A 23,332-nucleotide genomic window follows, 5' to 3' on the forward strand; every position below is an offset into this window, starting at 1 on the left:
GATGTCTGCTGGTCGCCGCTGTCCTAACCACCGCCGAAGCGTCCGGCACGTTCCTGCAGCTTGCTGTGCGCTCCCCACTTGGGAACCGACACTCGATGCCGCCGTTCTCCTGAGCGATCTGGAGGTCTGAATGTTCAATCCGTGGTTCGATCTTTGTTTGTCGGCGCTGGAAGCGCACCAGGTAATCTGGCTTCGAACGCTGCGGATTGCCCAGGGAGGTAAGTTGGCAGAGCGAGAAGCGAAGCAAATGATCATTGAGAAAGTCGAGGCGGCCGCGCTCGCCGGCACACTCTTCGCTACCGGCTCGGTGGGCAAAGTCGCAGCCGTCTATCGGAGGAAAATCAGAGCCAACAAAAAACGGCTCTCCATCTAGTTCTGAAGTGTCCTACGCCGCCCTCACCTCGATCACCCTCTGTCGGGCCTCCCTGGCAAGCTTAGTGGGATCGCTTGAGGCCATTTCGTCGACTGCTATGTCTTGCAGAGCCTTGAGTGCCTCTCGTCGCATTTCGCTCAGGCTATCGAGATCGACCCAGGCATCGCCAACAGCGTGCCCATTTCTCACGACCTCGAAGAGGTACTTCGACATTCGGCCACTGTGAGACAAAGCAATTGTGGCGGCATTCAAATTTGAGGGCCGGCAATGAGCACGGCGTCCAGCCCTCCGCCTAGCCGGCGGTCAATGCTTTGTGGGGCCTGACGCCGTGGGCGAGAATGCTGATTTCGGCTTCGGTCAACGTGATCTGATAGCGCTGTGTGGAATTCTGCGAGTAGATGTCGTCAGCAATAATCGAGACGGTCACATCGCCATTCTCGTCGATCTGCACATCCTCGATCTGCAGCGGCGCTGAGTATATGCACTTCGGTGATCCTGGCCTTCGCGCAGGTTGAGCAGACAGTCGCAATGTGAAAAATCCCTTGCTGTAAAATCGTCTGACGCAAAATTGATGCCAGCATTCGGTCCCGAGATGAAACACTGAAACGTTGGGCTACTCCCACGTTCGTCCTTTTGGATACGTGCCTGCTATTTGGGCGAGAGCGTAGTGTTTCGCCAGCCGGCGCCGTGTTCGCCCCCGACACCCAGCGCCGGTTAGGCCCGGCGTTTGCTGGCCTACCCACGCCAGCCTGCCGGGCCGCTCCGTTTCATGGACTCCAGCCTTTGCGCTGTCCGGTGTGGCCGGGTGGTTGGTGAATTGTAGGTTCCGGTCGTCTCGGCCGGCGCCGCGGCACTCGTGGCAGAAGATCACCTTGACCAGATCCCAGTGCATCGCGCCATGATCCGGGCCTAAGCGCTTGACCAGCTCGGCCACGTTCAGGACCGCATTCCGGCGGCATGTGAGACAGTCGACCGACATGCCTGTGCCCGCCTCCAGCTTCTTGCCGAGTGTGTCTTCAACGAAGGGGAATTTCATTGACATGGCGATCCTCGCGAAATGGGGTCGCCGCACCTGGACGGAATATATTCCTCTGTCAGGCCGAAATCGACAAGGAGGCAGAAAAAAACCCGCTTGGGTCACAAAGGGAACGCCTCGGCCTCGCGACCGTTGGCGTTGATGGCACTGGCTGACGACAGCGAAAAGGTGTGATGGCACATCCAACTAGGCGAGCAGCACCTCATCCAGCAACGGCATCGTATCGCGGGATTCAAGCGTCTTCACCTGCCTCTCGGACAAGCGCGCGATTTTCTGAATTTGCTCGAAGATATGCAGCATCTGCACCAACAGCACTTAGAGCGGTTGCTGGAAAAGGCAGGGCGTGAGAACGTTCTAGAACCTGGCGCGAATGTTCAATAGTGCGCCGGCTTGAATCGACCGTCCATTTGATCTCCCTAATCTCCCGGTACGTCCGGTCAATGATACGACGGGCGTTGTCGATGATTTCCTGATCGGTGTGCCACGCAAGCATGGACACATATTAGCACCCGTGAACGCACCGTTCAAAGGACCATACTGGCCGGGATCATTCAGGCCGACATCTCTTTGATGACCGCATCGAGCGAGGCGATATCTTCCAGCGCGGCTATTTCGAGCGGATCAGCGGCCTGTGCTGGCGTGCGCATCTCAGGAACGCCATCAGGTCCTATTGGCGCGTGGCTCATCACAAGAATGTCGCGATACTGCCTGAGCAGGAAGAGCGCTCTATCAATGGTCCTCTGGTCCATAGGTGAGATTTTAGCATATGGATTGGCCGAGGCCAGCGGGCTACATCGAGGCATGCCGAAGTATGTGCTCGCCTCGAAGGAACCTCACTCGGCCGGTGATTGCCTTACGCGATCACGTCACAGCCGTTGAGGTAGATTGGCCGACTTTGCATGCATCCCATCGCTCAATCCGCCACGCCGGCCTCGCGATGAACGGTCGCGTCAAGGATCACCTCATAGACGCTCCCAATTTCTTCCTCGATCTCAGTGCTGCCGATCCCGAGTGCCTTGGCGTCAGCAAAAAGCTGTTGGGCCAATTCAGCCACGGAGATGATGTCGGCGCCGACCGTCTCCGGGATGTTGTTGGAAATCCATTTGTGGAGAAAGTTGATGCCGCGCGTACTCATCTCGCGACAAGCGCCGGCCGGGCATTAGGTTCCTTCCGTCGGAGACGTTAGGTCGACATCTCTTTGATGACCGCATCGAGCGAGGCGATATCTTCCAGCGCGGCTATTTCGAGCGGATCAGCCGCCTGTGCTGGCGTGCGTATCTCAGGAACGCCAACAGGCCCTATTGGCGCGTAGCTCATTACGAGCGTGTCGCGATACTGCCTGAGCAGGACGAGCGCTCTATCAATGGTTCGTTGGTCCATCGGTGAGATTCTAGCATATAGGTCTAACTGCGCACTACGCTAATTCTTCCCCAAATCCTGCATCGAGGCATCCGTGGTCCTGGGCCCGTTTCGGCGTCAGAGGTCACCTTGTCGATGAAGCGTCCTAATTGGCATCTCCCTGTCCGTTTCTGCTACCGACGATGCCAAAATCCTGAGATTTGATATTTCCATCCGCCAAGAGAAAGCCCTCAGCAGCTAGGCCCCGCCTCAACAACTCACGCACCGCTGCCGCTCGGCTTGGCATTCGTCTTTCAAAGCGCCAGTTCTCCAGCGCATCAATTTCCCTTTGCGACAACATTATTTGAAGACGTACAGGTCTCTCGATTTGTGGCATTTTGCGACCTCACCCATAAAGCGTCCAATGAGTAGTTAGCGTATAATGAGCATAACACTCCAAAGGTTGCATGACCATCGTCTTGGGTCTGTACGCTCGATGAGGTGAATGCATTAAGGGCTGCTTCTACCGTAAGTGCTAACTTGTTGAAAATATTAGGTTATTTAATGCTTTGTGACTTGCGCTTCCCTTCGCGAGCGCGCATGGTGAAGGTGAGGGTAACCCGGTCCCGGAGGACAAGAGGTCACCATGCGCTACCATTATTCACAAACCCTACTGGACGACGTCACGGCGAGTGTCACTGAGGCCTTCCAGAGGTTTCGCATTGTCAACGTTCCGCTCGTGGCGGAACAAGTCAGGCGTCGTAATCTCTCGGAGAATATCGCCCTTGAGGACATTGAGGAGATGGTCCTGGACGTGGCTCAAATGTTTCATATCCCGATGGAATTCGATGGTACGAGCGGCATTCTTGCTGCGCACGAAGCGGAAACTAGGCTGGCCGGGCGATTTGCGATCTCCCTCCACGGCCAACCACCACTTCTTTTGGCGAGCGAGAACTAGCGCTTGGCCAGCGCGGGATCGAGCGCAAATCAGAGCAGATTGTGAACTTGTCGATGGCCCCGAAATATCTAGATCATCGATTGGAATGCCCATACTGCCTCACCATCAGGCTCAGGATTCCCGATGACGCTCGTCCCGAGACGCCGATTTTTTGCGATGATTGCGGAATGATTGCCGGGCACATGGTTCCTCCAATAAGAAGGAACCGCTGAAGCTAGCTTTTGTTTCGAGCGCCCGGCTTGCTTAATCTACAAGGGGGGCACCGCGCACTCTGGCTAGCTCCCCTACCGGGTGGCCCATGACCAGTCGTGTAGCCCGATCCATGCTGTTGCCACGATCAACGTGGCGAGGATGGCGTACTCTACTAGGGTTTGACGTGAAGGCATCTCTGCTTAGTACGGTCCAAGCATGAGTTTTCGCTTAATTCAGTTGGCCGATCAATTTGTGCCGGCGACAAGCAGCCCGGCCTGCTTCTACAAAGGCCACAGGTAGCAGGCCTGGCCGCTCCACCAACGGACCCAGAAGCGGATAGCAGCTATGGGCGTCCACCCCGTCTATATTCACCGGGATCGGTAAAGCTCCCGGCCCACAGGTTACGTTTGGCAATGCGGGCTTCGCGCTCTTCAGCAAGGTAACGAGTGTCGGCGACCGCCAATCCGTGCTTCACCAAGTCGCGCCCAAGATCGATGCTCCCCACGAAGCAGGCGCCGACATCGTTGTCATAACGATCCTTGCCTTCGATGATGCAGGATACATGCCCTGAGGCAATAAGGTGTTGAATGTGGTCACGCGCATACTTGCCGCAGGGCCAGATTTTATCAGCGGCATCAAAACATGCCTGCGAAAGTTCAGGGGCATCAAACCCGAGCAATTGAATTCGCTTTTTATCATGCCACAGCGTGTCACCGTCCTGAGCAACCCAATGCTCCGCTGCGGACAAAGGGCCACAGGTGAGCACGAAGGTAAGGGCGAGGATCAACCTAAACATGGCCGAGCAAAAACCTACGCTCTGGCTGCCTACGGGCCGGCAAGCCCTATCGGCGGGAGTTTCTAGGCTCCGCTTGGCACGATGCTTCTGTTCGCTGAAATCGTCAAGCACTCCCCTTGTGGGGAACGGCTCTGCGTCGCATGTTCCCAGCTCTTGGGAGGGCAAACCCGTGGCGGCGAACGAAGACGCGAAAGAGAAGCGCACGATTGATAGGAAGCGCGAATCTGCCTTTTCAATGGAGGTTGGCCACGCAGGGGATGGGGCTGTAACCGGCATGGTTTCCACCGCCGAAGCAATGTTTCTGATCAAGGACAAGTCTGTCTATGCAATCAAAATGGCAGACCAGATCGATCCCGATCGCACCAACATTGACATCCCCAACACGCAACAATTGGTGGCGGATTCTGGTTCAGAATCCGAGATAGTTGGTCGAACCCTAATGACGGCAAATCAACTTTTCACAAAGAACCACTTCCCCGAGCGAAAGATGCGCGACCTGTGCATCACGACTTCGCTCGAAATAATGAGCCAGCTTTTGGCCGCAGAGAAGATACGGGACGCGATAGAGGCTGATGAAGGCCGCGAGATCGAGGCAGCAAAGGAGTTCAACCGATCAAGAATACCTGCAGTCACTGAGGTTGTTGCGCGCGCGAACACGTATGTCCAGAAGATCGAGCATGCTCTCCAAGCCGTCTACCGTCTACCTGAGTTTTTCTACGGGTCGGCCCGGATAAAGGTTTTAGGGGGATGGCCCGATAGCCTGGAGAAGTTTTTTGTCGAAGAGTATGGGGCCAATGACTCCTTGACCTTGTTCGCAAGAGAATTGTCGCCGTTTGCGCATCAAATTCGAAACGCACGGCACTGCGTCGAACATCCAAGTGAGATCCAGCGTTTAATAGTGAAGGATTTTGAGCTGGGAGCCGACGGGGTCATTCGGCGTCCGAGCATTGCTGTGCTCCATGCCAAAACCCCGATCGGCCAAACAGATTTAGTGGTCTTTCTATCGGCATGGATCGAGGGGCTGACCAATGCCGCCGAAAGTATGATGATTCATCTTGCCGATCGGAAGCACGAGAAGATTGGCCAATTCCCGATAGCGGTTACCATCTATCCTGAAGATCGTCGACGACACAAAAACGTCAGGGCCGGATACGTGATAAACATATCGGGAGAATGGCACCCTTTGGGCTAAATTGCAGTTCAGCATATCTCTACATCGCCGCCATCACGGCCTCGATGCTTGCCGGCGCGCTCTGGCGCTACCGGCAGCGCGACATGGTCGGCATGTCCGCCTGCCTGCTGATGGCCGGTATGGGTGCCTACATGCTGTTGCACTAACGCGAAACCCGCTGCCGAGGGGACAGCAGCGGGCTTGGCTCAACAAGGCTGGCCGGAAGAGGGGATTGGGACACAAGGGCATCCGGCCAGCCCCTTCAACGAGGGTGGTGATCGTTTGTTCCCATGCCGTTCGCATATATTAGCATCTGCTTTAGACGATGCCGCCGGCCGCCTGCCAGGACGCTCCCCCCAGAAGTCCTGTGTCTCATTTCGGGACCAAAATGCCGGCATCCGTTTTGCACTGAAGAGATTGCCGGTGTCCTCCCACCGGTCCCGATCAAAGGGGGTATCGGGTTGTTGATCTCGCCGGGCCGTGGGCTTGGGGTTTCATGCCCGGCGAGTCTTTGAGTGCAGCACCAGCGCACAGACCAAGGCCAGCGAGGCGAGGAAGGCGAGGACGGGCAGCATCAGGCTTTGCCCTCAGGCTTGCCGTAGGCGTTGGGGCTGGTGTCAGGGGTGTAGATCACCCCTACGGCCGTCCCGCCGCACCGGTTGCATTTCAGCCGGGGAATGAGGTCATCGGCCATAGCCGGCGCGTCAGGGCCGTAGCGGTCCCGGAGCTGGGCGAGATCGAGCTTCTGGCTATGGTTGCAGGGCGACCAGTGGCAAAACGCCGTCACGGTCATCTTCGCGTCGATCAGGGATTGAAACGTCCAGCCCTTGCTCATCCGGCCGATATAGCGCGCCATAGGGAGGCCCGCCAGCGCGCGTTTCTGCGCCGCCGCCGCTTGGCGGCGCGCAGCCCGTCCGGCACGCTCTGGCGCTTGCCGGTGCGGGCAATGATGGCAAGCATGCGCGTCAGCGCCCCCCAGGGATGTTCCCCGCTTAGTGGGACTGCTGCGAAACCGGAAACGACTGAGAGACGATGGTAGCAGAATAGACCAGTCGCCCGGCTTCGTCATGGACGGAGACGGTCATGAATTCATCCAAATCGCTTGAGGCCATTTCGTCGACCGCTATGTCTTGCAGAGCCTTGAGCGCCTCTCGTCGCATTTCGCTCAGGCCATCGAGATCGACCCAGGCATCGCCAAGAGCGTGCCCATTTCTCACAACCTCGAAGAGGTACTTCGACATTCGGCCACTGTGAGATAAAGGAACCGTGGCGGCATTCAAATTTGAGGGCCGGCTATGGGCACGGCGTCCCGAACCCAACGCCGGTTAGGCCCGGCGTTTGCTGGCCTACCCCGTCAGCCTGCCGGGCCGCCCTCGAGCCGTAAGTGCGACGGAAGCGCTGTCCCGTCGACGCGGAACTGTTCCGGCCTATAAGCGTTTCCCCCGATGGCACTTGCAGATGACATCCGCATGGTGCGAGGGCACATCCAACTAGGTAAGCAGCATCTCACCCAGCAACGGGCTCGTGTCGCGGAATTGAAGCGTCTTCACCTGCCTCTCGGACGAGCGCGGGATTTTCTGAATTTGCTCGAAGACACGCAGCATCTGCACCACCGACACTTAGAGCGGTTGCTGGAAAAGTCAGGGCGTGAGAACGTTCTAGAACCTGGCGCGAATGTTCAATAGTGCGCCGGGTTTCAAAGACCGTCCATTTGATCTCCCTAATCTCCCGGTACGTCCGGTCAATGATACGACGGGCGTTGTCGATGATTTCCTGATCGGTGTCCCACGGGAGCATGGGCACCATATTAGCACCGGAGAAACGACCGCTCAAAGGCCCACCGCAACGCTTAACAAGATTGCCCGGCCTGCGGGGCTTCGGGGGGCTTTGGGCGGGCATCCGCTGGAACGGACAAGGGCCGGTGAACTAGGTCAGCTCGGTCAAATGCCTGGTGAGGTCATCGGGCATAACGGGTTTCACAAGACGCTGAACGCCCGAAAATTCGCTTGGGATAATGGTCTGGTCATACCCCGTGACGAATATGAACGGGATGCCGTGCGCCTTCAATTCGGCCGCGACGGCGAAAGTCGCGGCAGCACCCAGCTTTATGTCAACCGTGGCGCATTCGACGTCCTCGCTGGCGATTTTCTTCGATGCATCTTCAGGATTAGCCACCGGGCCGATTACCCTGCCGCCAGCTTCCCTGATCGCTTCTTCGAGTTCGGCTGCGATCAGATACTCGTCCTCTACGACAAGGACTCGGCGTCCCTGCAGTGCCGGCTTGAACTGGCCTGAATTAATGGGAACGACAGAACACAACATCGACGCCCCCCTTTGGGTTGTCGGGTCATCAAGGAAAATTATACATATCGGCGAGATAGCGAGTCAAATCGAAATCCGTCCGCAGGCCCGCATAGCCGGCTTAACTCGCCACTAGGCGGGGCTCTCCGCACCTTAATGCTGCGTCTTGCCGCGTGATTGATCCGCCTGCGCCATGACCTTGTTGAAGGCACGTGCCTCATCGGCCGTCTTGAACTGCCGAGAGGTTATCGTGCCGTCCGGTTTCAGAACTACCGCGAGAAACGGAAGCCCGAACACGGGCGGGTGATAGACGGCATAGATCGTGCTGCTGCGCTTCATCGCGGTATTTTAAAGGGATTTATGGCCCGGAACCAGATGAGCGTAGGTTTGGGTCGGCGGTCTTGGGATGGTGATGGAAACCTATTCTATATCCCGCTATGTCGGCCTATAATTCGGCCGCCGACAAACGTCCCCCTTTATCAGTTTGCCGGTAGGCCCGGCGGCCGACCCCCCCAGCCCCACACCCCGACCGCTGGGCCGCAGATGTCATCAGCAATAATCGAGACGCTGACCGCTTGACAGTTTTGTTCTCATTTCGTTCACTGTTGCTCATGAGCGACGAAATCCGACTGCCCAAGCCTGAATATGGCACCCCGCCCGGTGTCCAGCATCATGTCTGCGAGCACGACGGCTGCAGCAAAGATGCCGGCTGGGGCTTCGCTAAGCCGAAGCAGGCACCGCACTGGTTCTGCTTTGAGCATCGGGCCGAGGGCGAGGACTATCTGTAGGTAGGAGGTCGCAGGGCGTCAGGTTCCAGTAACTTCGCCAACACGTCCAGGAGGCGGCGCTCTGGGGTGGGTTTCCCAACGTTGGGCGCACCCGCTAGAACGGCCCCGCCGACAAGCTCCGGCCGGTCATAAGCACTCGCCAAGGCGAATGGTACATTGAGGCTGCTCAGCTTTTCCGCTACTGGCGTGACCAGCTCATTGCCGAGATTTACGTCGAGCAAGGCGACGGACGGCAGTTCGCTCTCCAGTATGCGAGATGCTGCCGCCACAGTCGCAACCGGCCCCAGCACACGCCATCCCCGCCGTTCGAGCATGGATTTGAGGTCCATCGCGATCAGAAATTCATCTTCCACGATAAGGACCGTCTTTTGCACCTGCGTTCAATCTTGTTGGCTCGCCCTCGTGAGCGGAATGACCATCTGCACCTTTAAACCGGTAGCCGCATAGGTAGGTTCCACTTTGCCCCCCGGATCGTATGCTATTGCGAACTGGATCAACTTCGTTCCAAAGCCCGTAGAAGCTGGCGGGATCACTTTGGGGCCACCGCTTTCGGTCCAAGTCAGCCGGAGCAGTCGGGTCTCCGCTTCCTCAACCTCCCAGCGCACATGAACCTGTCCGCCTGCTTTCGACAGAGCCCCGTATTTGAGAGCGTTCGTCGCCAGCTCATGGAGCGCAAGCGCGAGAGACATCAAACTCTTGCTATCCAGTTTTACAGGCGGCCCGTTGTCGATCTTTACGGCGTTGGGGCTTGCTGCGAACGGTTCCAGCGCATGTGCTACCAGCGCGGCAAGGTCGCCATCGCGGCCGCCCACAACGCCTTGGTCATTCGCGTCCACGACGGCCGCCAGCCGGCCAAGGAACGCGTCTCGATATGCCTCCCCCGAGACGCCTTCAGCCTTGGTCTGGTTAGCGAGTGCCCGTACCAGTGCCAGCAGGTTCTTCATCCGATGCCGAAGCTCGCCGACGAGAACCTCAAATTCGGCCTCGGTGCGGGTTCTGTCCGTGGCATCGGCGAGCGACAGCAACATAGTGGTGCCGACGTCGTCGTGGATGATGGTGCGCGCCGTAACCAGCATGGTGCGCTTACCGACGCCGGGGAAATCGTGCTCCACCTTATAGTCGATAACGGCAGTGCTCTTCGGGATCACGTCCGTGAGCAGGAGACGCAGTTCGGGAATATCCCACTGACCGTCTCCGAGGTCGTAGATATGTTTTCCAATGGTGTCGTCGCGCTGGACTTTGAATGTTCGGAAGAATGCGCGGTTGGCGCTCTGGATGCAGAGGGCCCCGTCTAGCACCAGCAAAGGGGTAGGGACGGTATCCACGACGCCCTGCGCTTGCACATGGCCGGTCCGCAGTATCCGGTAGAGGTCTTCCAAGTTCACCATGGGTATGTCCCCGACAAGATCGGCCTACGGTATTAGTCAACGGGTCAAGCCACAACCCTTGAGGCTGGCAAAGCGACGGCCTTCCGACCGCCCCTGTGGCGCGGCGCTGCCTTTAGGGCTCATCCCAGAAATCCTGCAGCGAAGCGTGCCGCAAATCCTCCTCGCCGCGCAGGTGCTTCACACGGCCGATCAGCCCCGGCTTGACCCACTGCGTCGCCGGCCGCTTCATACCCTTCGGCGGGCTTCCTGGAGCCTCCTGGACGCGCTGCCAGAGCTGTTCACGCATTTCCCGGTTCAAGGTGATGAACGCGCTGCCCACATAGCGCCCGGTGCCGCGCTCTGCCATCAGTGCGAAGGCCGGCTTGCCAGCCTCGCGCTCGACGCCAAGCAGATCGTATTCGTCGGTGGTGAAGCATTTCGCCTTTAACCAGCTGGTCGACGGCCCAGAACGATACTTGCTATCCTTTCGCTTCGAAACCATGCCTTCGAGTCCAGCCCGATCCACAAGATGAAAGACCGCGTCGCCGGTGCCCGGCAGCGCCTCGCTGAACTGGATGTGTTGACCCGCGGGAATCATTGCCTGGAGGATTTCCCGGCGATCGATCAAAGGCATGTCGCGCAGGTCGTGACCGTTGAGATACAGGAGATCAAAGGCGACGAAATAGAGGTCGTGCTGGCGCCCGGTGATAGCTTTGCGCAGTTCCCCGAAATCGGAGACGCCCGCGTCGTTCAGGACGATGATTTCTCCATCTATGATCGCGCTCCGGACGTTCAGTCCTTTGGCGGCTTCGGCCAAGTCCCGATATTTGGCTGTCCAATCGAGGCCGCGTCGGGTGAGGATGCGAACTTCGGCGTCATCAATGATGATTTGCGACCGGTAGCCGTCGAACTTCACCTCATGGATCCAGGCATCGCCCTCGGGCGGCCTCTCGACCAGAGTCGGCATCAAAGGCTCAATGAACTTCAAACGCATCAACGAAACTCGACAGGACGGCGATTCAAGGCACAGACCCCGATCCGGTTCCGGAACATTTTAGCTAACTTGAATGTTTAATTAACTACCCGGCTCAAAGCGGTGGAGACGATGGCGCGAGGTCCGCGAGCTGGTGATGAGATCACTTTGACAGCCACCATCCTGAAGGTGATGGAGGATGGTGTTTCGAGCGTGAGCATCCCGACTTACAACTTTCCCCTAGCGATCGACACGCCGAAGAAGGCCAGGGCCGGTGAAAAAGTCCCAATCAGCGGCGCGACGCGCGTCGATAGCACTGATGGCAAGATAACTGTTCGGATTGACGGCGGTGGCTTGGTCACAGTCGACTTCGATTCCATCGCAGACTGCTCGCCGACTTCGCGCGTTGCCGTGAGGGAATAGGAGGAACGAGTGGGCAAATATCAGGCCAGCAGCGACCCAGTCTCCGACAACTGCCCGTACGACCTCGATTTGTTCATGGAAAAGCACGGCCTCTCCAGGCGCGCCGCGCAAGTGATCCTGCACACAAATGGTCCATCGCGTATCCAATGCGATGCCGCAGCAGAAGCCTTTGTTCGCTTCAAGCAGTGGCGGGAGGATGCGAGAATGAAGCCGCCTTCTCCAAGCATTAAGTCGAGCATTGGAGCGCCGAGCCCTTTACGGCAAAAGGCCAGCCGAGCAAAAAGCCCGCCGACCTAAACAGCGGGCAAGGAGATGGCCACGATGACGCTCGCCGGAACTTTGAGAAGCAAGGCGGGGGCGACGGTGTTTCCGTCTAGAAGAAGTATCCAGCGACTGGTTTGAATGGAGAACCCGCGCCCTCTCGGCAAGGACGCGGGCCGGTGTTTCCACCCAGTCTGCGAAAGTTTTGAGGGGAACAATCGCAGACACCTTTTCAACCGCGCTTCGTCGGATTTGTTCCAAGAGCGGTGCGCCAGGGCATCCCTTTCGCTTTCACGGGTTTCGCATTATGTTCCGCGCCATGTCGCGAACCACCGTCCTTCAGCTAATCGCAGCGGTGATCACCATTGCCGTCCTGGCCGTGATCCATCAGGGCGCCGACTGGATGTTCAATTTGCTCGGTGTGAAATTTGCTGTTGGCTTCATGGTCGGCGCCGCCGCCGTGCTGCTTTATGGATTTACGAAGACCGCCAAGCGTGTTCAAGGGCGGTTGACGGCAGTCGGTCCGCTGAGCAGCAGAGCGCGCGCCACACGATCGATCTCTGACTGCTGAAGCGGTGAGCCCTGGCCTGCCCTCATAAGTGACTGCTGAAGCGGTGAGCCCTGGCCTGCCCTCATAAGCGCATTGTGGGCCGCCGGTCAGGCTACGAGCCATATCGTCAATTGCTTTGTCGTTGCCGCCATTTCGCAAAGCGTCGATGACGCTCTCCACGGCTCGCGTTCCTGCCGCGCGTGCTGCGCCGCGCGCGCCGCCGGCAATAAAGCCCTCGCGCACGCCGAAACCGCTGCTGCCACCGCCGTCGATGGCATCCCTGGCCGCGATGCGCGCCGCCGTCTCGGAATTGCGCGTGACGATGTTCGACGTGTCGTTAAACAGCCGTTCCCGGTCGAGTAGATCGATGATGGTCTTGGCCTTGTCGGAGCCGAACAAGGTCGAGAGGCGAGCACGATTCCAGTCCCCTTCCCCCTTGATCAGGCGCTGAAGCGCGACGCGGTCATTCGCGTTGGTGCCTACAATGCGCTCAATCTCGGCGCGGGCGCCCTCACGCAAGCGCAGCGGCACGGCTGACGGGCCGACGTGCAAACCCTGTGGTAGCGCGCCTTGCCTGAACTCGTCGGCGAGCTCCTCGGGCCGGGGCGCCTCCCGACCGCTGGACAGCACCGTCTGGCCCCGCTGAACGGCATCCTTCTGGCGAGCCAGTTCGGCGAACTTCGCATCTACTTCCTTGATACCGGGCACTGTGGCACGAAGCTCGTCATCGATCGCTTGACGGGCGGTTTGTAGAGCGTTCAGCGCGTTGCTGCCCTGCGTGGTTTCCAGCAAATCATCGACGGCGTGCCGCGTGTTCAGCAGCGTCTGGCGTCGCTGATCAGCCCAAGCTCAGGTAGAGCCTGGCCACCTGGCGCGAGCGCGGGAGCTTTCGTCGGGCGTCGGCGTGTAGTTGAGCATGTTCCGAACCCGCTGAACGCCCTTCTGCGCCTCGCCGCGCAGCGTCTGGGCCTCGGCGTCGAGATAGCCGGCGATCGGCGCGGAATCGACTGGTGAAGCCTCCCGCAAGGCTTCCCGATATTCTGGCTGCAGGTATTGCTGGTTTCGGGTCGCCCGGTCGATGATGCGCGATGGCGTAGGAGCCTCGCCAAGCGTCTCGTTGAGGCTGGACCGGATGCGCCAGTTGGCATTGGCATCGCGTGCACCAATCGCACCGCGCACGATTCCTTGCCTTCACCAGGCGTCGCGGCGATGGCGCCCGCCGTGTGACGGAGGTTCGGGCCGAGAATCCATCAACATAGCGTCGTTGCCGAGCTGCGAGAGCGTGCCCGGTTCAACCGCGTCCTGCCGGACAGCACTCGCCAGCACCTTGGCGGCGCCCTTGTCGAGGCCGAGCGCCTTGGCAATGGCGCTCAGTTGCACCTTGTCGGCGACAGCCTTGACGCCTTTGCCAATTAGCGGGGCGACAAACGGGGCTGCCAGGCCCGTGGCAAAACCAACACCAGCTCCAATCCCGGACTTCTGCAAATCTCCGCCCGACCGCACGGCTGCATCCGACGAGGCTGAAAGGGTCAACGTTGCCTACTTGCGTACTCTCAGCGACAAGCCGAGCCCGCTGCCCTGAAACTGACGACCCTCACGCTTCCCAAAAGTCCCTTCAGCGACGCGTGGCGGAGCTTCTCCTCACCCTTCAGGAATTTTGTTCCAACTTGCTAAATTGACTTAGGACCCTGCCAACGGGTGCTCCAACGGGGGCGGCCACCCCGGGCGGGTTTTGCCGGCAGGCGGGTCTTTCTTATCGGCTGACGGGTTCGTCTCAGCGGAGATGAGCTTGTCTTGACAGCAGGCACGCTCATTTCTCGTGCCCTCTCCAGGTCCAACTGACTGGCATACTCAGCCTCAAAGGCCTCCGAGTGCCTTCGATCCTCGCTCCGCAGATGGAAGTATGGCAGCGCAAATCCGAAAAGGATGATGACGCCGATTGCCCCCGTCATGTGGTCGATAACAGCAAGCCGGTGGAAGACCGCCATCGCGCTTGCGGTCACAACCGCCCCGTTCATTCCTGCACGGAAAGGGTCAAATTTGGGCGGCGGCGCAAGCGAATCGGCCCGTCGCTTCGCCTCTAGGTAAACGGCTGCCTCATCCATCAAATAGCTCCGATAAGGAAACTTTAGCACTTTCTAATGAGATGGCTAAGCCGGCATTCGGCTTAGTCGAGCTTGCGACCGAAGTCCCGATCGGTAAGCGCAAGTGGCAACTTCGGGGAGGGCCGTTTGGATCCGATAACGAGAAAGGCCCTGGCCCCGGAACGCTTTTACGCATCGGGACCCACGCGACATCGAATTGATTCAATATCGCATGGCCGTTTCAGTTCCGTTAGCAAACCCTGAAATGCTCCGGAACCTTCCTTTCAGTCCGCTATTGGTCAACAGGAGGTCCGTGAAGTGCGAAACCTGACTGCAGAGCAGTTGCTAGCAGCAAGAACGCTATTGAAGTGGTCGCGCGTGCGGCTTGGCGCCAAGTGCAATCTTAGCGAAGCGACGATCAGCGAATTTGAGAATGGGCTAAGGAAACCGCATCCCCGCAAGGTCGCCGCTATGCTCCTGGCTTTCGAAGGGTCGGGAATTGTCTTTTCCGCCGAAGGGAGCCCATCACTAGCGCGCCCTGAGGTTCAGACTGGTGGTCGCCACACCGGCAACAGATCGTGGCGCCGTCGGCAGACAAATCGCGCGGCGGAATAGAAGAAACTCCTCGCATAAGGAGATCCTGGCGGAAGGAGTCACGAGATGGCAAAGGACAAAAGCAGAGCCGACCTCCGCGCCGCAGGCCAAATCTCACTCGACGATGAGTATGAGGTGAATTTATTCGCCCTGCAGAACAACATCACACCGGCTCAAGTTCGAGAACTCATCCGCAAGCACGGCAATGATCGCGCGACCCTGACTAAGGCTGCCAAGGCATTGCCAGGACGATGACGAGAAATTCCCAGACGTGAGACCACCAATGAGGCCAGCCGCCTTGGCCTGAGCACCGGGCCGACCACCAGACCTTGTCTACATCGGCCCCGTCATGACGCGACAAGCGCCTCAAACCCTGCCGTACGCGAGCATCGACGTGGCGCGATACCTGCAGGAAACGCGAAGCCCGCCGTCTCGGGGAGAGAACGACGGGCTCTTGCTTGGGGAGCGGCGGAGGGGACTGGCCGCTCGCGATAGAAATCCGCCAGACCTGAAACTGTTCCCTGAAATTTTCGACTGAGACGCTATCCACCGCCGACAGACCCGCTGATTTTTCTTCGCGCCAGCCCTGCAGTGTGAGATAATTCCGACCAGGGTTTTAGGGCGGCAACGATGTCATTGTCGCGCAACAGTGGGGTGTACGAACCCGCTGATCTGGACTTGCTGCAGCGGGTCTTTGACCGACTGTGCAAAGCACGCCGGCTGGCGCTCAAGGACAGGACCAGAGGGAACATCTTGCCTCTCAAATCTTCGAAGTTTTCGACAACGGATATGCCGACGAGACCGAGTTGTGGCGATCGCTTTCAAAACTTCGTACCTCCAAGGAGGCACGAGAGAGCCCGTCGCCTGGAGGACATGGCGACGGGCTCTCTGGCCACCCAGGAGCGGCAGATGACCGCTCCAGATAGAACCGCGACCGCGAAGGTCTGTTCCATGTCCGGACACAAATATTAGCATCCGCTTGACGAGGCAGCCGACGGCCCCAGACTCCATAATGTGGAACGGATCCAGCGCCAATCAGAGCACAGTGAACGGTCTATGGCCCCGAAATATCTCGATCATCGATTGGAATGCCCATACTGCCTCACCATCAGGCTCAGGATTCCCGATGACGCTCGTCCGGATACCCCCATTTTTTGCGATGATTGCGGAAAGTACCTTGGCACCTGGGATGAGATACAAACCGACTTTGAGAAGCAAGGCGGCCAGAACGGGGTGTTTCGACTCGACAAAGGCCGCATCCAGCGGATCCGCTAGTGCCGGCCGGCAACCCTCTAGGGTCGACCTTTCAGGAATTTAGCCTCGCGAAGCAGCGAATTCCAATCAGTTCCAATCAACTCGACCAGTCGCTTCGCCTCTTCCTGCCCGATGCCAGTCTCCCTCATCAGTCGCTCCGCCAACAGCTTTAGATGGGCGATGCGCTCATCTTCATTGTCGATTGCCGGGCACATAACGGTTCCTCCAATGACAGGAACCGCTGAAGTTGGCTTTTGTTTCGAGTGGGTCGCGACTCTGGGCTCATCCGATTTGCGGATAGAGGAACCCGACACCCACCGCTTTTTTGCCAAATAGCAGAAGATGGAAGAGCCTATAACGTCGCCAGCCGGTAGCCTTGCCGGCTAGGCCCGGCGGTCAACAAGCATCCCCGACCGTCGGGCTGCTGTTTGCCAAGCCCGGCTCGCTGGTCGAGGTGACACAGGACTTGCGAGCCGGGCTAGCCGCCGACATCTTCCAATCCGGGGAGGAGTGGTTTCAACAGTCGGCGAGGAGCAAAACGTATCCGATCAGGCCTCATCATGCGATGTGGACCGAGGTCCGAATGAGCCTCCTGCAATGGTCTATTTTAGCAACTGCTTGACTATGCCGCCCTGCGCCCCAGAGTCTCCTTCATGGCGAAGGGCAGCATCAAAGTCGGCGACGAGGTCGCGATCACCGCGACCGTGCGCAAGCGCGTGACTGAGGATCGGGTCGCCGTGTTGATCCCTTCCTACCACCAGCCGCATTCGATCGTAGACCGGTCGCCAAACGTGAGCAGCGGGCAGAAGGTCGAGTTGGTGGGCGACGTCACGCATGTCTACGAGGACAGAGTGACGGTGAACCTTGGCGTTCCAGTAACGGTCAGGCTCAACACGGTGCGGCTTGTCACCAGCTACGTGGCGCCGAAACGGAAGACGCCGCTGGTCGATAAGGCGACGTAACAAAAAGCCCGCCGGCCGAAGCCAGCGGGCAAGAGGTGGTCACGACCCTAGAGCCCGCGAGGGTCGAGCCGCAAATATGCTCGCACGGCAGGCAGGTATTCCGCGCTAACAAATGTTAGGCGATAGCCCCCCGCCTTCGCCGGGCACCCTCAAAGCGGCGCGAACGCCGGCACGGGTGTTCGAGAGGCAGCCGCGCCACGCGGGCCGTCGGCAAAGTCGCGACGATTCATGAGGCGTGGGGGTCTATCTCACCGACGATCTCGGAGGGGTCGCCGTCGTATTCGTCTGCCGGTGAGACAGCGAGCGTGCCGTCGCCAGCGCGAAAGATGACGATGCTGACCATGAGGCTGGTGGCGAGGCTGAAGGCGAAGGCGTTGGCTTCCATGAGGGACATCTTTCCGGCTCCTGCTTTGGAAGCGGGGAGCGATCCCCGCGCGACAGGCGCCCGATGTGTCCGGCCGAGGGCCGCAATCACCGTGAAGGCAAGCCGGAACGGCGGCACGCTTGGCGTAGTCCGACCCTTTATGGGTTGATGGCATCAGGCCTTCGGACCGGGTCAAGGAATTGCGTCGACAAACGCGGGGATCGGTTCCCTGTTCTCATTCAAGGACGAGAAGGGATGAGAACCTCATGGTTCGCCGCCTTGCTTTCATCGACGCCACATCGGCAGAAACGGTCGTCGGATCAATGCGCCGGCAGCGACGGAAATCGGGGCGAATGACTTGCGGCGAGTGAAAAGGTGGCCTCTTCACGTGGCGCCGAACTTCATCACCGGAATGCCGAGCCTGCGGGCCTTGTCGGCAAGGTTGTCCTGAATGCCGGAGCCGGGGAAATGAATGACGCCAATCGGCAGAATGTCGAGCATGGCGTCGTTGCGCTTGAAGGGCGCGGCCTTGGCATGCCTGGTCCAGTCCGGCCTGAAGGCGATCTGTGGCACCTTGCGACTGTGAGCCCATTTGGCCGCGATCAACTCGGCACCTTTTGGTGATCCGCCATGCAGCAGGACCATATCCGGATGCTTGCCATGGACCTTGTCCAGCTTGGCCCAGATCAGCCGATGGTCGTTGAAATCGAGCCCGCCGGTGAAAGCGACTTTCGGTCCGGGTGGCAACAGCACCTGGCTGTCCGCATGCTTTCTCGCGGCAACGAAGTCCCTGCTGTCGATCATTGCCGCGGTCAGGTGGCGATGGTTGACGACAGAACCGGAACGCGGGCGCCAGATCGAGTGGGTGTTACGCTCGTAGTGCTCGGCGGCCTGGTCGCGCATCAATTCGAAGGCGCTGCGGCGTTCAAGCAGAGTCTGACCTTGGGCGATCTGCCGCTCGAGCTCGACCGACTTGACCTCGGATCCGTCCTGTTCGCGCTGCAGCCGCAGCTGGCTAAGCTCGTTTTCATCGAGTTCCCCCTCGATCCGCCTGGTCGCGCGATGGAACAGGTTAACCGTTCCCCACAGGAGTTCCTCGAGATCGGGTTCAAGGCGTGTGTCGGCCATTGCCACCACGAGAGCGTCGAAGATATCGGCGATGCTGGCTGCGACCACCTTGCCTTCGGGAAGCGGGCGCGGGTCGGGTTCGTCTTCAAAGGGACGGAAGCCGTAAACCTGAAGCTCCTGAAGGACATGATCGGTTGGTGATAATGCGGGTTGCGGCTCGAAGCCGGTGTCGTGCTCGGTGTTCATGGCGGCTTGCCTTCGCGGGATCGGCCGCGCCCATCGCGGCCTTCATGGCGACGAAGGCGATGGACGGTCCGGATCTGCACCCGAAACGGCAGCGCAGGGCCGGAACGCAAGTGGAGGATTGCGGAGCCCGGCTATTTTGTCTCGCGATGGAAAGGCCCGCAGACGGGGTCTCGCGCGGCCCGCCGCGCGGGGTGGCAAGGGCCGCCGGAAAATTAGCCGGGCGTAGCCATTGCCTGTCCGGACCGGCCGGCGCCCGATCGCCTTCTGGAAGGCCGTGGGCCGGCCCTCGCCCGGCGAAGGTACATCCGCCCAGCCAAGCCACACATCGCTGGCACGCCTCCCTTCTTCCCCTTCCGGTCAGGCCGCCAGCGCCATGAAGCGCGAGACATCCTGCGGCGCGATCTGCACCCGCAGGATCGCCCTCAAGGCGTCGGCACCGAGAAGGCGCAGGTCCTCATTGAAGTCGCCGAGCTGCGGTACCAGGACCATCGCCTCGATACCGGCCGCATTGGTGCGTTCAATGAGAGTTGCCACTGCTCCGGCACCGGCTGGATCATTGTCACGGGCGATATAGAGCCGCCGCAATGTTTCAGGAAACAGGATTGCGGACAGATGCGCCGCCGACAGTGCCGCGAGTGCCGGCATGGCGGGCAGGACAGTGCGTTGCGATAACATGGTCTCGATGCCTTCGCCGGCAGCCATGACATCGCAACAGCAGCCGAAGCGGACGGCGTGTCCGAGCAGTTGGCCCATGGCGCGTCTCGGCGTCTCAATCGGAGCGCGGCCAAGGTGAGCCTCGCTAAATCCGCCCGGATCGAGCCAGGTGCGGTGGGCGCCGGTGAGTTTGCCTTTGAGGTCGGTGACGGTTGCGATCATTGCCGGCCATGTTTCGGTCGGGCCGCGTTCCGGACGGTAATAGCAGCGCGGATGAAACCGAAGGCTCCCGGTCTCGTGCAAGGCTGTGATCGCGCGTCCACGAAGATAGGTCTCCACAAGCGTTCCTGGTATCGACCGCGACATGGAGACCAACCGCCGCGCTGCTCCTGCAGAACCGGAAGGTGCCAGCGCCCTGGTCTGCTTCGATACCGTCGGCTGCTGTTCGGAGCGCGGCAAGCTCAAAAAGTTGCAGGCTTCCGCGCTGATATCGATAAAGTCGATCAGGCCGCAGCTCTCGCGGATCACGTCCAGCAGGTCACCGTGCTCGCCGGTAGCAGCATCAGTCCATTTGCCGGCGGGACCTTTGGGAGTGTCGTTCAGCCTTACATACATCGATCGCCCAGGCGTGTTTCGGGCGTCGCCTACCAGCCAATAGTTGCCGTGGCGCCGGCCGTTTGAAAGATAGTTCCGACATACCGCCTCCGCCTGCCGGCTGAGACGGCGCGCGAGGTCGTTCGGGCTTCTAGACACGGTCCGGCTCCAGAAAAAAGCCCGCCGTCTCCGGCGGGCCAGATGAAGACTTGCGGCTGATCATTCAGCAGCGATCGTGTGAGGCTCATTCGCGGCTTCGTCATTTTCAGCGAAGCTCTCGGTGTCGGCCACGGACAATTCGCCGTCGTTCCCTGCCGTCGCTTCGACCACCGTTTGCGGCGATCCTGTCTCATTCGTTTCTGTATTCCCGTTTCCCGGGGTGCGCAGGGGCTCAGGTAGCCAACCGCTGCTCCCGATCAGCTTCTCCGCCTCGCTCGCCATGTCGCCCTTCTTGAGGTGCGCTATTCGGTCAGCGGCTTCCTGGCCCTTCGCTTCAGTGAGTGCCTGGAGAATGCGCGCCTTTGTGACACGTCCGAGGAAGTTGTCGACAGACGGCCGCCAGCCGGCCGCCGTCATGTCGAGGTCGATGGCGTGTGCCAGCCGGTCGGCATGGGCGAGAGCGCGCGGGCGCCTGTTCCATGCTTCATGCACAGCGTTGACCGACATGCTGACGACATAGGCGAAAAGCGCGGCCTGGCGATCGCGATCCCAGCCGCGAAGGGCGTCCCAAAGGTCGGTGGCTTCCTTCGGCAGCGCGTTGGCCCAGTCGTCGTGTCGGACACGGATCGCCTGTGCGCAGGTGCTGTCGTTCAATCCTGGCGCTTGGGCGCCGAAGCTGACGCTCTTCAAGTCCAGTTCCAGGCAGGTATCCGACCCATATTGGTAGAAGATCTTCAGCGTGAACGCGTGCAAGGCGGCGAGGAAGGCTATGTCCGGATTTCCACCGAGCGCCTGACGGAGGCCGAGCGTGCGATGTGCCGTCAGTTCCGTCATGAGCCGGTCAGAGATCGGCGAGATGCGATCGTCCCCTTCGGGGTCGGCCAGCGGCTCATTGTCGGCCGAAACGCTGCCCCCGTCTCGGACGCCAGAAGCCTCCAAGGGTTCCTCCCCCTCTTCGCTTGGCTGTGTCTCGATGGGCAACTCGTCCTCGGGACGGACGTAGCCGCGCTCGACGCGAAGACAACCGTCTGGCGCGATGCTGATGAAGCCACCGGCGCGGGCAACCTCGAGCGGGTCGAAGGTGAGTGGCCGGGTTTCGAAGGACTGAAGTCCGGTCTCCAACTCAGCCAGACGCTGATCGATTTCGTCCGGAAGGTCCTCGAGGCTGTCATATTCCTCCGACAGACGATCGAGCTCGAGTTGCAAGGCCTTGCGCGTCAACTCCTCCTCGGCGCTAAGGGGGGACGGTTCGCCGCGCAGCTGGCGGAGACCGAAGGCGTGGCCGTAGGCGAAATCGGGCGCGATTTCGATCCACTTCCAGCCTTCTGCGCGAATTGCCTCCGCCTGGCGTTCCATCTCGTCTGCGACCAGCCGATCAACCAGGACGACGTCCTGCAGCCAGCCACCGTCGTCGCCTTGGAACAGGTCGCGCATGACTGTGCCACCGCCATCGACATAGGCGTCGATGCCGATGAACTGCACCCGCTTGTCTGACGCACGCACCGCGCCCTCGGTCAGCATGCGCCGAATGGCATAGGGCTGCTTGTCATACGAGGCCTTCATGCGTTCGAGAACCTGCTGCTGACGCTCATGATCGCCGGACACGGTGAACGCCATGAGTTGATCGAGCGTCAGACCATCTTCGGCATAAATCTCAAGCAGTGCCGGTGACACCGAAGCCAGCTTCAGGCGTTGCTTGACGACACCGACCGAGACGAAGAACGCGGCAGCGATCTCCTCCTCCGACTGGCCCTTTTCGCGAAGGGCGAGGAAGGCACGGAACTGATCGAGGGGATGAAGGGGCGCGCGCTGGACGTTTTCCGCCAGCGAGTCCTCCTCGGCAATGCCATCCTCTCGCACGATGCAGGGAACCGGCGCGGTTTTGCTGAGGCGCTTCTGCCTGACTAGCAGGTCCAACGCCCGATAACGGCGGCCACCTGCCGGAATCTCGAACATGCCGGTTTCCACTCCGGCTTCATCCCTGACTGGCCGGACGCTGAGCCCCTGCAACAGGCCGCGGCGGGCAACGTCCTCGGCCAGTTCTTCAACCGAGACGCCGGCTTTCACGCGCCTGACATTTGCCTGACTGAGCACAAGCTTGTTGAAAGGGATGTCGCGCGAAGACGACAGGGTGATCTTTTTGGCAATAGCAGCCATCGATGTTACTCCGCGACGGGCAGCCGAAAGCCACTCTCTCGACCTCCAACCCGTCACAAAGCGCAGCGCCGCCCTCTTACTCTTGAGGACGACGCCGCAGCACGAGAAAAAGAAGACGCGAAGCGGACAGAACTGGAGACCGGTGCATCTCCTGGCTTCCAGAATGTCAGACCGCCTTGTCGAACAGCTTCTTCGCCCGCGCCTCCAGATCAAGCCGGGCATCCTGATGGGTCTTGTCGCGAGCCACCGCCGTGATGCCCTGCACGAAGTCGAAAACACTTTCAGGCTTGCGACCTTCCTCGGTCAGCACTGTCTCAATGATCCTGGTCGCCTCCGCCTTTGAGAAGCCACGCTTGCGCAGGAAGTCGCCGCGATCGTCATCGGTACGGGCAACGATCCGCTCGCGCGCCGCCTTGATGCCGTTGATGAAGGGCATGGGCGACGAATTGGCAAAGCGTGCAAGCGCCGGCGCGGCCTCACGCGCAAAACGTGAAGCTGCGTATTTCGAATGACGAATGGTAATCTCCTCGAACTCCTCAACACCGTCGGGTAGGGGCGAGGGTTCCCGATGGGATTGACCTCTACCCCTCCCACGGAACCGGACGTGATAGTTTCCCATCATCCGGCTCCTACGTTTGCATGCATACGATCCAGTCGTGCCTGTAACCG

The 23,332-nt window shown here is 59.7% G+C and carries 32 protein-coding genes and 1 pseudogene; 10 read left to right on the forward strand and 23 right to left on the reverse strand.

The features are described from left to right. The first annotated feature begins 130 nt into the window (after positions 1 to 130). The gene (locus PU724_RS29455; protein WP_128272752.1) at positions 131 to 373 is read left to right on the forward strand and encodes a hypothetical protein; all 243 of its coding nucleotides are present in this window, start codon (positions 131 to 133) and stop codon (positions 371 to 373) included. A 292-nt stretch (positions 374 to 665) separates the two neighbouring features. Here the strand turns inward: PU724_RS29455 and PU724_RS29460 are convergent, their stop codons facing one another. From PU724_RS29460 to PU724_RS29485, 6 genes are all read right to left on the reverse strand, one after another. Beyond that, on the reverse strand, positions 666 to 824 hold the full coding sequence (locus tag PU724_RS29460; protein ID WP_189557062.1) for a hypothetical protein: 159 nt from the start codon (positions 822 to 824) through the stop codon (positions 666 to 668). Positions 825 to 1,595: 771 nt separating this feature from the next. Next, a complete protein-coding gene (locus PU724_RS29465; protein ID WP_426213725.1) occupies positions 1,596 to 1,718 on the reverse strand; it encodes a hypothetical protein in 123 nt (40 codons plus the stop codon). Positions 1,719 to 1,960: 242 nt separating this feature from the next. After that, positions 1,961 to 2,158 (reverse strand): hypothetical protein, encoded by a 198-nt coding sequence (locus PU724_RS29470; protein WP_128273940.1) that lies wholly within the window; start codon positions 2,156 to 2,158, stop codon positions 1,961 to 1,963. Between the two features lie 164 nt (positions 2,159 to 2,322). Next, the gene (locus PU724_RS29475; protein WP_128273942.1) at positions 2,323 to 2,544 is read right to left on the reverse strand and encodes a DUF768 domain-containing protein; all 222 of its coding nucleotides are present in this window, start codon (positions 2,542 to 2,544) and stop codon (positions 2,323 to 2,325) included. Between the two features lie 47 nt (positions 2,545 to 2,591). Beyond that, positions 2,592 to 2,789, reverse strand: coding sequence for a hypothetical protein (locus tag PU724_RS29480; protein WP_354422527.1), 198 nt, complete (start codon positions 2,787 to 2,789; stop codon positions 2,592 to 2,594). Between the two features lie 124 nt (positions 2,790 to 2,913). Further along, positions 2,914 to 3,144: a hypothetical protein gene (locus PU724_RS29485; protein WP_354419905.1), complete on the reverse strand. Its 231-nt coding sequence runs from the start codon at positions 3,142 to 3,144 to the stop codon at positions 2,914 to 2,916. A 249-nt stretch (positions 3,145 to 3,393) separates the two neighbouring features. On the opposite strand from PU724_RS29485, the gene PU724_RS29490 reads away from it, so the two are divergent. Beyond that, positions 3,394 to 3,705, forward strand: coding sequence for a hypothetical protein (locus PU724_RS29490; protein ID WP_354422525.1), 312 nt, complete (start codon positions 3,394 to 3,396; stop codon positions 3,703 to 3,705). Between the two features lie 535 nt (positions 3,706 to 4,240). On the opposite strand, the gene PU724_RS29495 is transcribed toward PU724_RS29490, so the two are convergent. Beyond that, the gene (locus PU724_RS29495) at positions 4,241 to 4,693 is read right to left on the reverse strand and encodes a thermonuclease family protein (RefSeq protein ID WP_354422523.1); all 453 of its coding nucleotides are present in this window, start codon (positions 4,691 to 4,693) and stop codon (positions 4,241 to 4,243) included. Between the two features lie 169 nt (positions 4,694 to 4,862). Between PU724_RS29495 and PU724_RS29500 the strand changes: the two genes are divergently transcribed. Continuing rightward, positions 4,863 to 5,885 carry a hypothetical protein gene (locus PU724_RS29500; RefSeq protein WP_354422521.1) on the forward strand — a complete coding sequence of 341 codons (1,023 nt, stop codon included), beginning with the start codon at positions 4,863 to 4,865 and terminating at the stop codon, positions 5,883 to 5,885. Further along, a complete protein-coding gene (locus tag PU724_RS29505) occupies positions 5,867 to 6,031 on the forward strand; it encodes a hypothetical protein (protein ID WP_354422519.1) in 165 nt (54 codons plus the stop codon). The genes PU724_RS29500 and PU724_RS29505 overlap by 19 nt, the downstream gene beginning before the upstream one ends. 407 nt (positions 6,032 to 6,438) lie before the next feature. On the opposite strand, the gene PU724_RS29510 is transcribed toward PU724_RS29505, so the two are convergent. The 4 genes from PU724_RS29510 to PU724_RS29525 form a co-directional block, all read right to left on the reverse strand. Beyond that, positions 6,439 to 6,720 carry a hypothetical protein gene (locus PU724_RS29510; protein WP_354422517.1) on the reverse strand — a complete coding sequence of 94 codons (282 nt, stop codon included), beginning with the start codon at positions 6,718 to 6,720 and terminating at the stop codon, positions 6,439 to 6,441. 136 nt (positions 6,721 to 6,856) lie between these two features. Continuing rightward, on the reverse strand, positions 6,857 to 7,105 hold the full coding sequence (locus PU724_RS29515) for a DUF6894 family protein (protein ID WP_354422515.1): 249 nt from the start codon (positions 7,103 to 7,105) through the stop codon (positions 6,857 to 6,859). A gap of 685 nt (positions 7,106 to 7,790) precedes the next feature. After that, on the reverse strand, positions 7,791 to 8,186 hold the full coding sequence (locus PU724_RS29520; RefSeq protein WP_354422513.1) for a response regulator: 396 nt from the start codon (positions 8,184 to 8,186) through the stop codon (positions 7,791 to 7,793). Between the two features lie 132 nt (positions 8,187 to 8,318). Beyond that, positions 8,319 to 8,504, reverse strand: a complete 186-nt coding sequence (locus PU724_RS29525; RefSeq protein ID WP_354422511.1) for a hypothetical protein — start codon at positions 8,502 to 8,504, stop codon at positions 8,319 to 8,321. 272 nt (positions 8,505 to 8,776) lie between these two features. On the opposite strand from PU724_RS29525, the gene PU724_RS29530 reads away from it, so the two are divergent. Then, positions 8,777 to 8,953, forward strand: a complete 177-nt coding sequence (locus tag PU724_RS29530) for a hypothetical protein (protein ID WP_354422509.1) — start codon at positions 8,777 to 8,779, stop codon at positions 8,951 to 8,953. On the opposite strand, the gene PU724_RS29535 is transcribed toward PU724_RS29530, so the two are convergent. The 3 genes from PU724_RS29535 to PU724_RS29545 all read right to left on the reverse strand — a co-directional run bounded on the left by PU724_RS29535 (position 8,944) and on the right by PU724_RS29545 (position 11,314). Next, on the reverse strand, positions 8,944 to 9,327 hold the full coding sequence (locus PU724_RS29535; RefSeq protein ID WP_354422508.1) for a response regulator: 384 nt from the start codon (positions 9,325 to 9,327) through the stop codon (positions 8,944 to 8,946). The two genes, PU724_RS29530 and PU724_RS29535, sit on opposite strands and share 10 nt — an antisense overlap. 6 nt (positions 9,328 to 9,333) lie before the next feature. After that, the gene (locus PU724_RS29540) at positions 9,334 to 10,341 is read right to left on the reverse strand and encodes a sensor histidine kinase (RefSeq protein WP_354422506.1); all 1,008 of its coding nucleotides are present in this window, start codon (positions 10,339 to 10,341) and stop codon (positions 9,334 to 9,336) included. Between the two features lie 112 nt (positions 10,342 to 10,453). Then, entirely contained in the window at positions 10,454 to 11,314 is an 861-nt protein-coding gene (locus tag PU724_RS29545) for an ATP-dependent DNA ligase (RefSeq protein ID WP_354422504.1), read from the reverse strand. 147 nt (positions 11,315 to 11,461) lie between these two features. On the opposite strand from PU724_RS29545, the gene PU724_RS29550 reads away from it, so the two are divergent. Together PU724_RS29550 and PU724_RS29555 are read left to right on the forward strand one after the other, a co-directional pair. Next, complete coding sequence (locus PU724_RS29550) at positions 11,462 to 11,716, forward strand: hypothetical protein (RefSeq protein ID WP_354422502.1); 255 nt, start codon at positions 11,462 to 11,464, stop codon at positions 11,714 to 11,716. Positions 11,717 to 11,725: 9 nt separating this feature from the next. Then, positions 11,726 to 12,013, forward strand: coding sequence for a hypothetical protein (locus PU724_RS29555; protein WP_354422500.1), 288 nt, complete (start codon positions 11,726 to 11,728; stop codon positions 12,011 to 12,013). Between the two features lie 307 nt (positions 12,014 to 12,320). Here the strand turns inward: PU724_RS29555 and PU724_RS29560 are convergent, their stop codons facing one another. The 3 genes from PU724_RS29560 to PU724_RS29570 are packed head-to-tail and all read right to left on the reverse strand — an operon-like array spanning position 12,321 to position 14,060. Then, positions 12,321 to 13,319 carry a hypothetical protein gene (locus PU724_RS29560; RefSeq protein WP_354422499.1) on the reverse strand — a complete coding sequence of 333 codons (999 nt, stop codon included), beginning with the start codon at positions 13,317 to 13,319 and terminating at the stop codon, positions 12,321 to 12,323. A 57-nt stretch (positions 13,320 to 13,376) separates the two neighbouring features. After that, positions 13,377 to 13,706, reverse strand: a complete 330-nt coding sequence (locus tag PU724_RS29565) for a hypothetical protein (RefSeq protein WP_354422497.1) — start codon at positions 13,704 to 13,706, stop codon at positions 13,377 to 13,379. A gap of 12 nt (positions 13,707 to 13,718) precedes the next feature. Next, positions 13,719 to 14,060 carry a hypothetical protein gene (locus PU724_RS29570; protein ID WP_354422495.1) on the reverse strand — a complete coding sequence of 114 codons (342 nt, stop codon included), beginning with the start codon at positions 14,058 to 14,060 and terminating at the stop codon, positions 13,719 to 13,721. A gap of 869 nt (positions 14,061 to 14,929) precedes the next feature. Between PU724_RS29570 and PU724_RS29575 the strand changes: the two genes are divergently transcribed. Both PU724_RS29575 and PU724_RS29580 read left to right on the forward strand, forming a co-directional pair. Beyond that, positions 14,930 to 15,226 carry a helix-turn-helix domain-containing protein gene (locus PU724_RS29575; RefSeq protein WP_354422493.1) on the forward strand — a complete coding sequence of 99 codons (297 nt, stop codon included), beginning with the start codon at positions 14,930 to 14,932 and terminating at the stop codon, positions 15,224 to 15,226. A 45-nt stretch (positions 15,227 to 15,271) separates the two neighbouring features. After that, positions 15,272 to 15,460 (forward strand): DUF3606 domain-containing protein, encoded by a 189-nt coding sequence (locus PU724_RS29580; RefSeq protein WP_127282181.1) that lies wholly within the window; start codon positions 15,272 to 15,274, stop codon positions 15,458 to 15,460. A gap of 1,037 nt (positions 15,461 to 16,497) precedes the next feature. Here PU724_RS29580 and PU724_RS29585 read toward each other — a convergent pair. Further along, entirely contained in the window at positions 16,498 to 16,674 is a 177-nt protein-coding gene (locus tag PU724_RS29585) for a hypothetical protein (protein WP_354422491.1), read from the reverse strand. Positions 16,675 to 17,112: 438 nt separating this feature from the next. On the opposite strand from PU724_RS29585, the gene PU724_RS29590 reads away from it, so the two are divergent. Then, the gene (locus PU724_RS29590; protein WP_127400100.1) at positions 17,113 to 17,421 is read left to right on the forward strand and encodes a hypothetical protein; all 309 of its coding nucleotides are present in this window, start codon (positions 17,113 to 17,115) and stop codon (positions 17,419 to 17,421) included. A gap of 226 nt (positions 17,422 to 17,647) precedes the next feature. Here the strand turns inward: PU724_RS29590 and PU724_RS29595 are convergent, their stop codons facing one another. The 5 genes and pseudogenes from PU724_RS29595 to PU724_RS29615 all read right to left on the reverse strand — a co-directional run. Next, complete coding sequence (locus PU724_RS29595) at positions 17,648 to 17,815, reverse strand: hypothetical protein (protein ID WP_189347588.1); 168 nt, start codon at positions 17,813 to 17,815, stop codon at positions 17,648 to 17,650. Between the two features lie 354 nt (positions 17,816 to 18,169). Next, complete coding sequence (locus PU724_RS29600; protein ID WP_354422488.1) at positions 18,170 to 19,099, reverse strand: DUF2493 domain-containing protein; 930 nt, start codon at positions 19,097 to 19,099, stop codon at positions 18,170 to 18,172. Positions 19,100 to 19,456: 357 nt separating this feature from the next. After that, positions 19,457 to 20,506 (reverse strand): DUF7146 domain-containing protein, encoded by a 1,050-nt coding sequence (locus PU724_RS29605; protein ID WP_354422486.1) that lies wholly within the window; start codon positions 20,504 to 20,506, stop codon positions 19,457 to 19,459. 60 nt (positions 20,507 to 20,566) lie between these two features. Then, positions 20,567 to 22,663 (reverse strand): ParB/RepB/Spo0J family partition protein, encoded by a 2,097-nt coding sequence (locus PU724_RS29610; protein ID WP_354422484.1) that lies wholly within the window; start codon positions 22,661 to 22,663, stop codon positions 20,567 to 20,569. Positions 22,664 to 22,829: 166 nt separating this feature from the next. Continuing rightward, positions 22,830 to 23,207 (reverse strand): annotated as a pseudogene (locus PU724_RS29615) (hypothetical protein); the annotation flags it as partial. Positions 23,208 to 23,332: the final 125 nt, after the last annotated feature.

The sequence above is a fragment of the Mesorhizobium abyssinicae genome (genome assembly GCF_049887195.1).
In the GTDB taxonomy this organism is placed as follows: domain Bacteria; phylum Pseudomonadota; class Alphaproteobacteria; order Rhizobiales; family Rhizobiaceae; genus Mesorhizobium; species Mesorhizobium abyssinicae.

Coding starts and splice junctions, on each gene's coding strand:
- PU724_RS29455 (WP_128272752.1), top strand. CDS start 131: ATGTTCAATCCGTGGTTCGATCTTTGTTTGTCGGCGCTGGAAGCGCAC.
- PU724_RS29470 (WP_128273940.1), bottom strand. CDS start 2,158: ATGGACCAGAGGACCATTGATAGAGCGCTCTTCCTGCTCAGGCAGTAT.
- PU724_RS29475 (WP_128273942.1), bottom strand. CDS start 2,544: ATGAGTACGCGCGGCATCAACTTTCTCCACAAATGGATTTCCAACAAC.
- PU724_RS29480 (WP_354422527.1), bottom strand. CDS start 2,789: ATGGACCAACGAACCATTGATAGAGCGCTCGTCCTGCTCAGGCAGTAT.
- PU724_RS29485 (WP_354419905.1), bottom strand. CDS start 3,144: ATGCCACAAATCGAGAGACCTGTACGTCTTCAAATAATGTTGTCGCAA.
- PU724_RS29490 (WP_354422525.1), top strand. CDS start 3,394: ATGCGCTACCATTATTCACAAACCCTACTGGACGACGTCACGGCGAGT.
- PU724_RS29495 (WP_354422523.1), bottom strand. CDS start 4,693: ATGTTTAGGTTGATCCTCGCCCTTACCTTCGTGCTCACCTGTGGCCCT.
- PU724_RS29505 (WP_354422519.1), top strand. CDS start 5,867: ATGGCACCCTTTGGGCTAAATTGCAGTTCAGCATATCTCTACATCGCC.
- PU724_RS29510 (WP_354422517.1), bottom strand. CDS start 6,720: ATGGCGCGCTATATCGGCCGGATGAGCAAGGGCTGGACGTTTCAATCC.
- PU724_RS29515 (WP_354422515.1), bottom strand. CDS start 7,105: ATGTCGAAGTACCTCTTCGAGGTTGTGAGAAATGGGCACGCTCTTGGC.
- PU724_RS29520 (WP_354422513.1), bottom strand. CDS start 8,186: ATGTTGTGTTCTGTCGTTCCCATTAATTCAGGCCAGTTCAAGCCGGCA.
- PU724_RS29525 (WP_354422511.1), bottom strand. CDS start 8,504: ATGAAGCGCAGCAGCACGATCTATGCCGTCTATCACCCGCCCGTGTTC.
- PU724_RS29530 (WP_354422509.1), top strand. CDS start 8,777: ATGAGCGACGAAATCCGACTGCCCAAGCCTGAATATGGCACCCCGCCC.
- PU724_RS29540 (WP_354422506.1), bottom strand. CDS start 10,341: ATGGTGAACTTGGAAGACCTCTACCGGATACTGCGGACCGGCCATGTG.
- PU724_RS29545 (WP_354422504.1), bottom strand. CDS start 11,314: ATGCGTTTGAAGTTCATTGAGCCTTTGATGCCGACTCTGGTCGAGAGG.
- PU724_RS29580 (WP_127282181.1), top strand. CDS start 15,272: ATGGCAAAGGACAAAAGCAGAGCCGACCTCCGCGCCGCAGGCCAAATC.
- PU724_RS29585 (WP_354422491.1), bottom strand. CDS start 16,674: ATGTGCCCGGCAATCGACAATGAAGATGAGCGCATCGCCCATCTAAAG.
- PU724_RS29590 (WP_127400100.1), top strand. CDS start 17,113: ATGGCGAAGGGCAGCATCAAAGTCGGCGACGAGGTCGCGATCACCGCG.
- PU724_RS29595 (WP_189347588.1), bottom strand. CDS start 17,815: ATGTCCCTCATGGAAGCCAACGCCTTCGCCTTCAGCCTCGCCACCAGC.
- PU724_RS29600 (WP_354422488.1), bottom strand. CDS start 19,099: ATGAACACCGAGCACGACACCGGCTTCGAGCCGCAACCCGCATTATCA.
- PU724_RS29610 (WP_354422484.1), bottom strand. CDS start 22,663: ATGGCTGCTATTGCCAAAAAGATCACCCTGTCGTCTTCGCGCGACATC.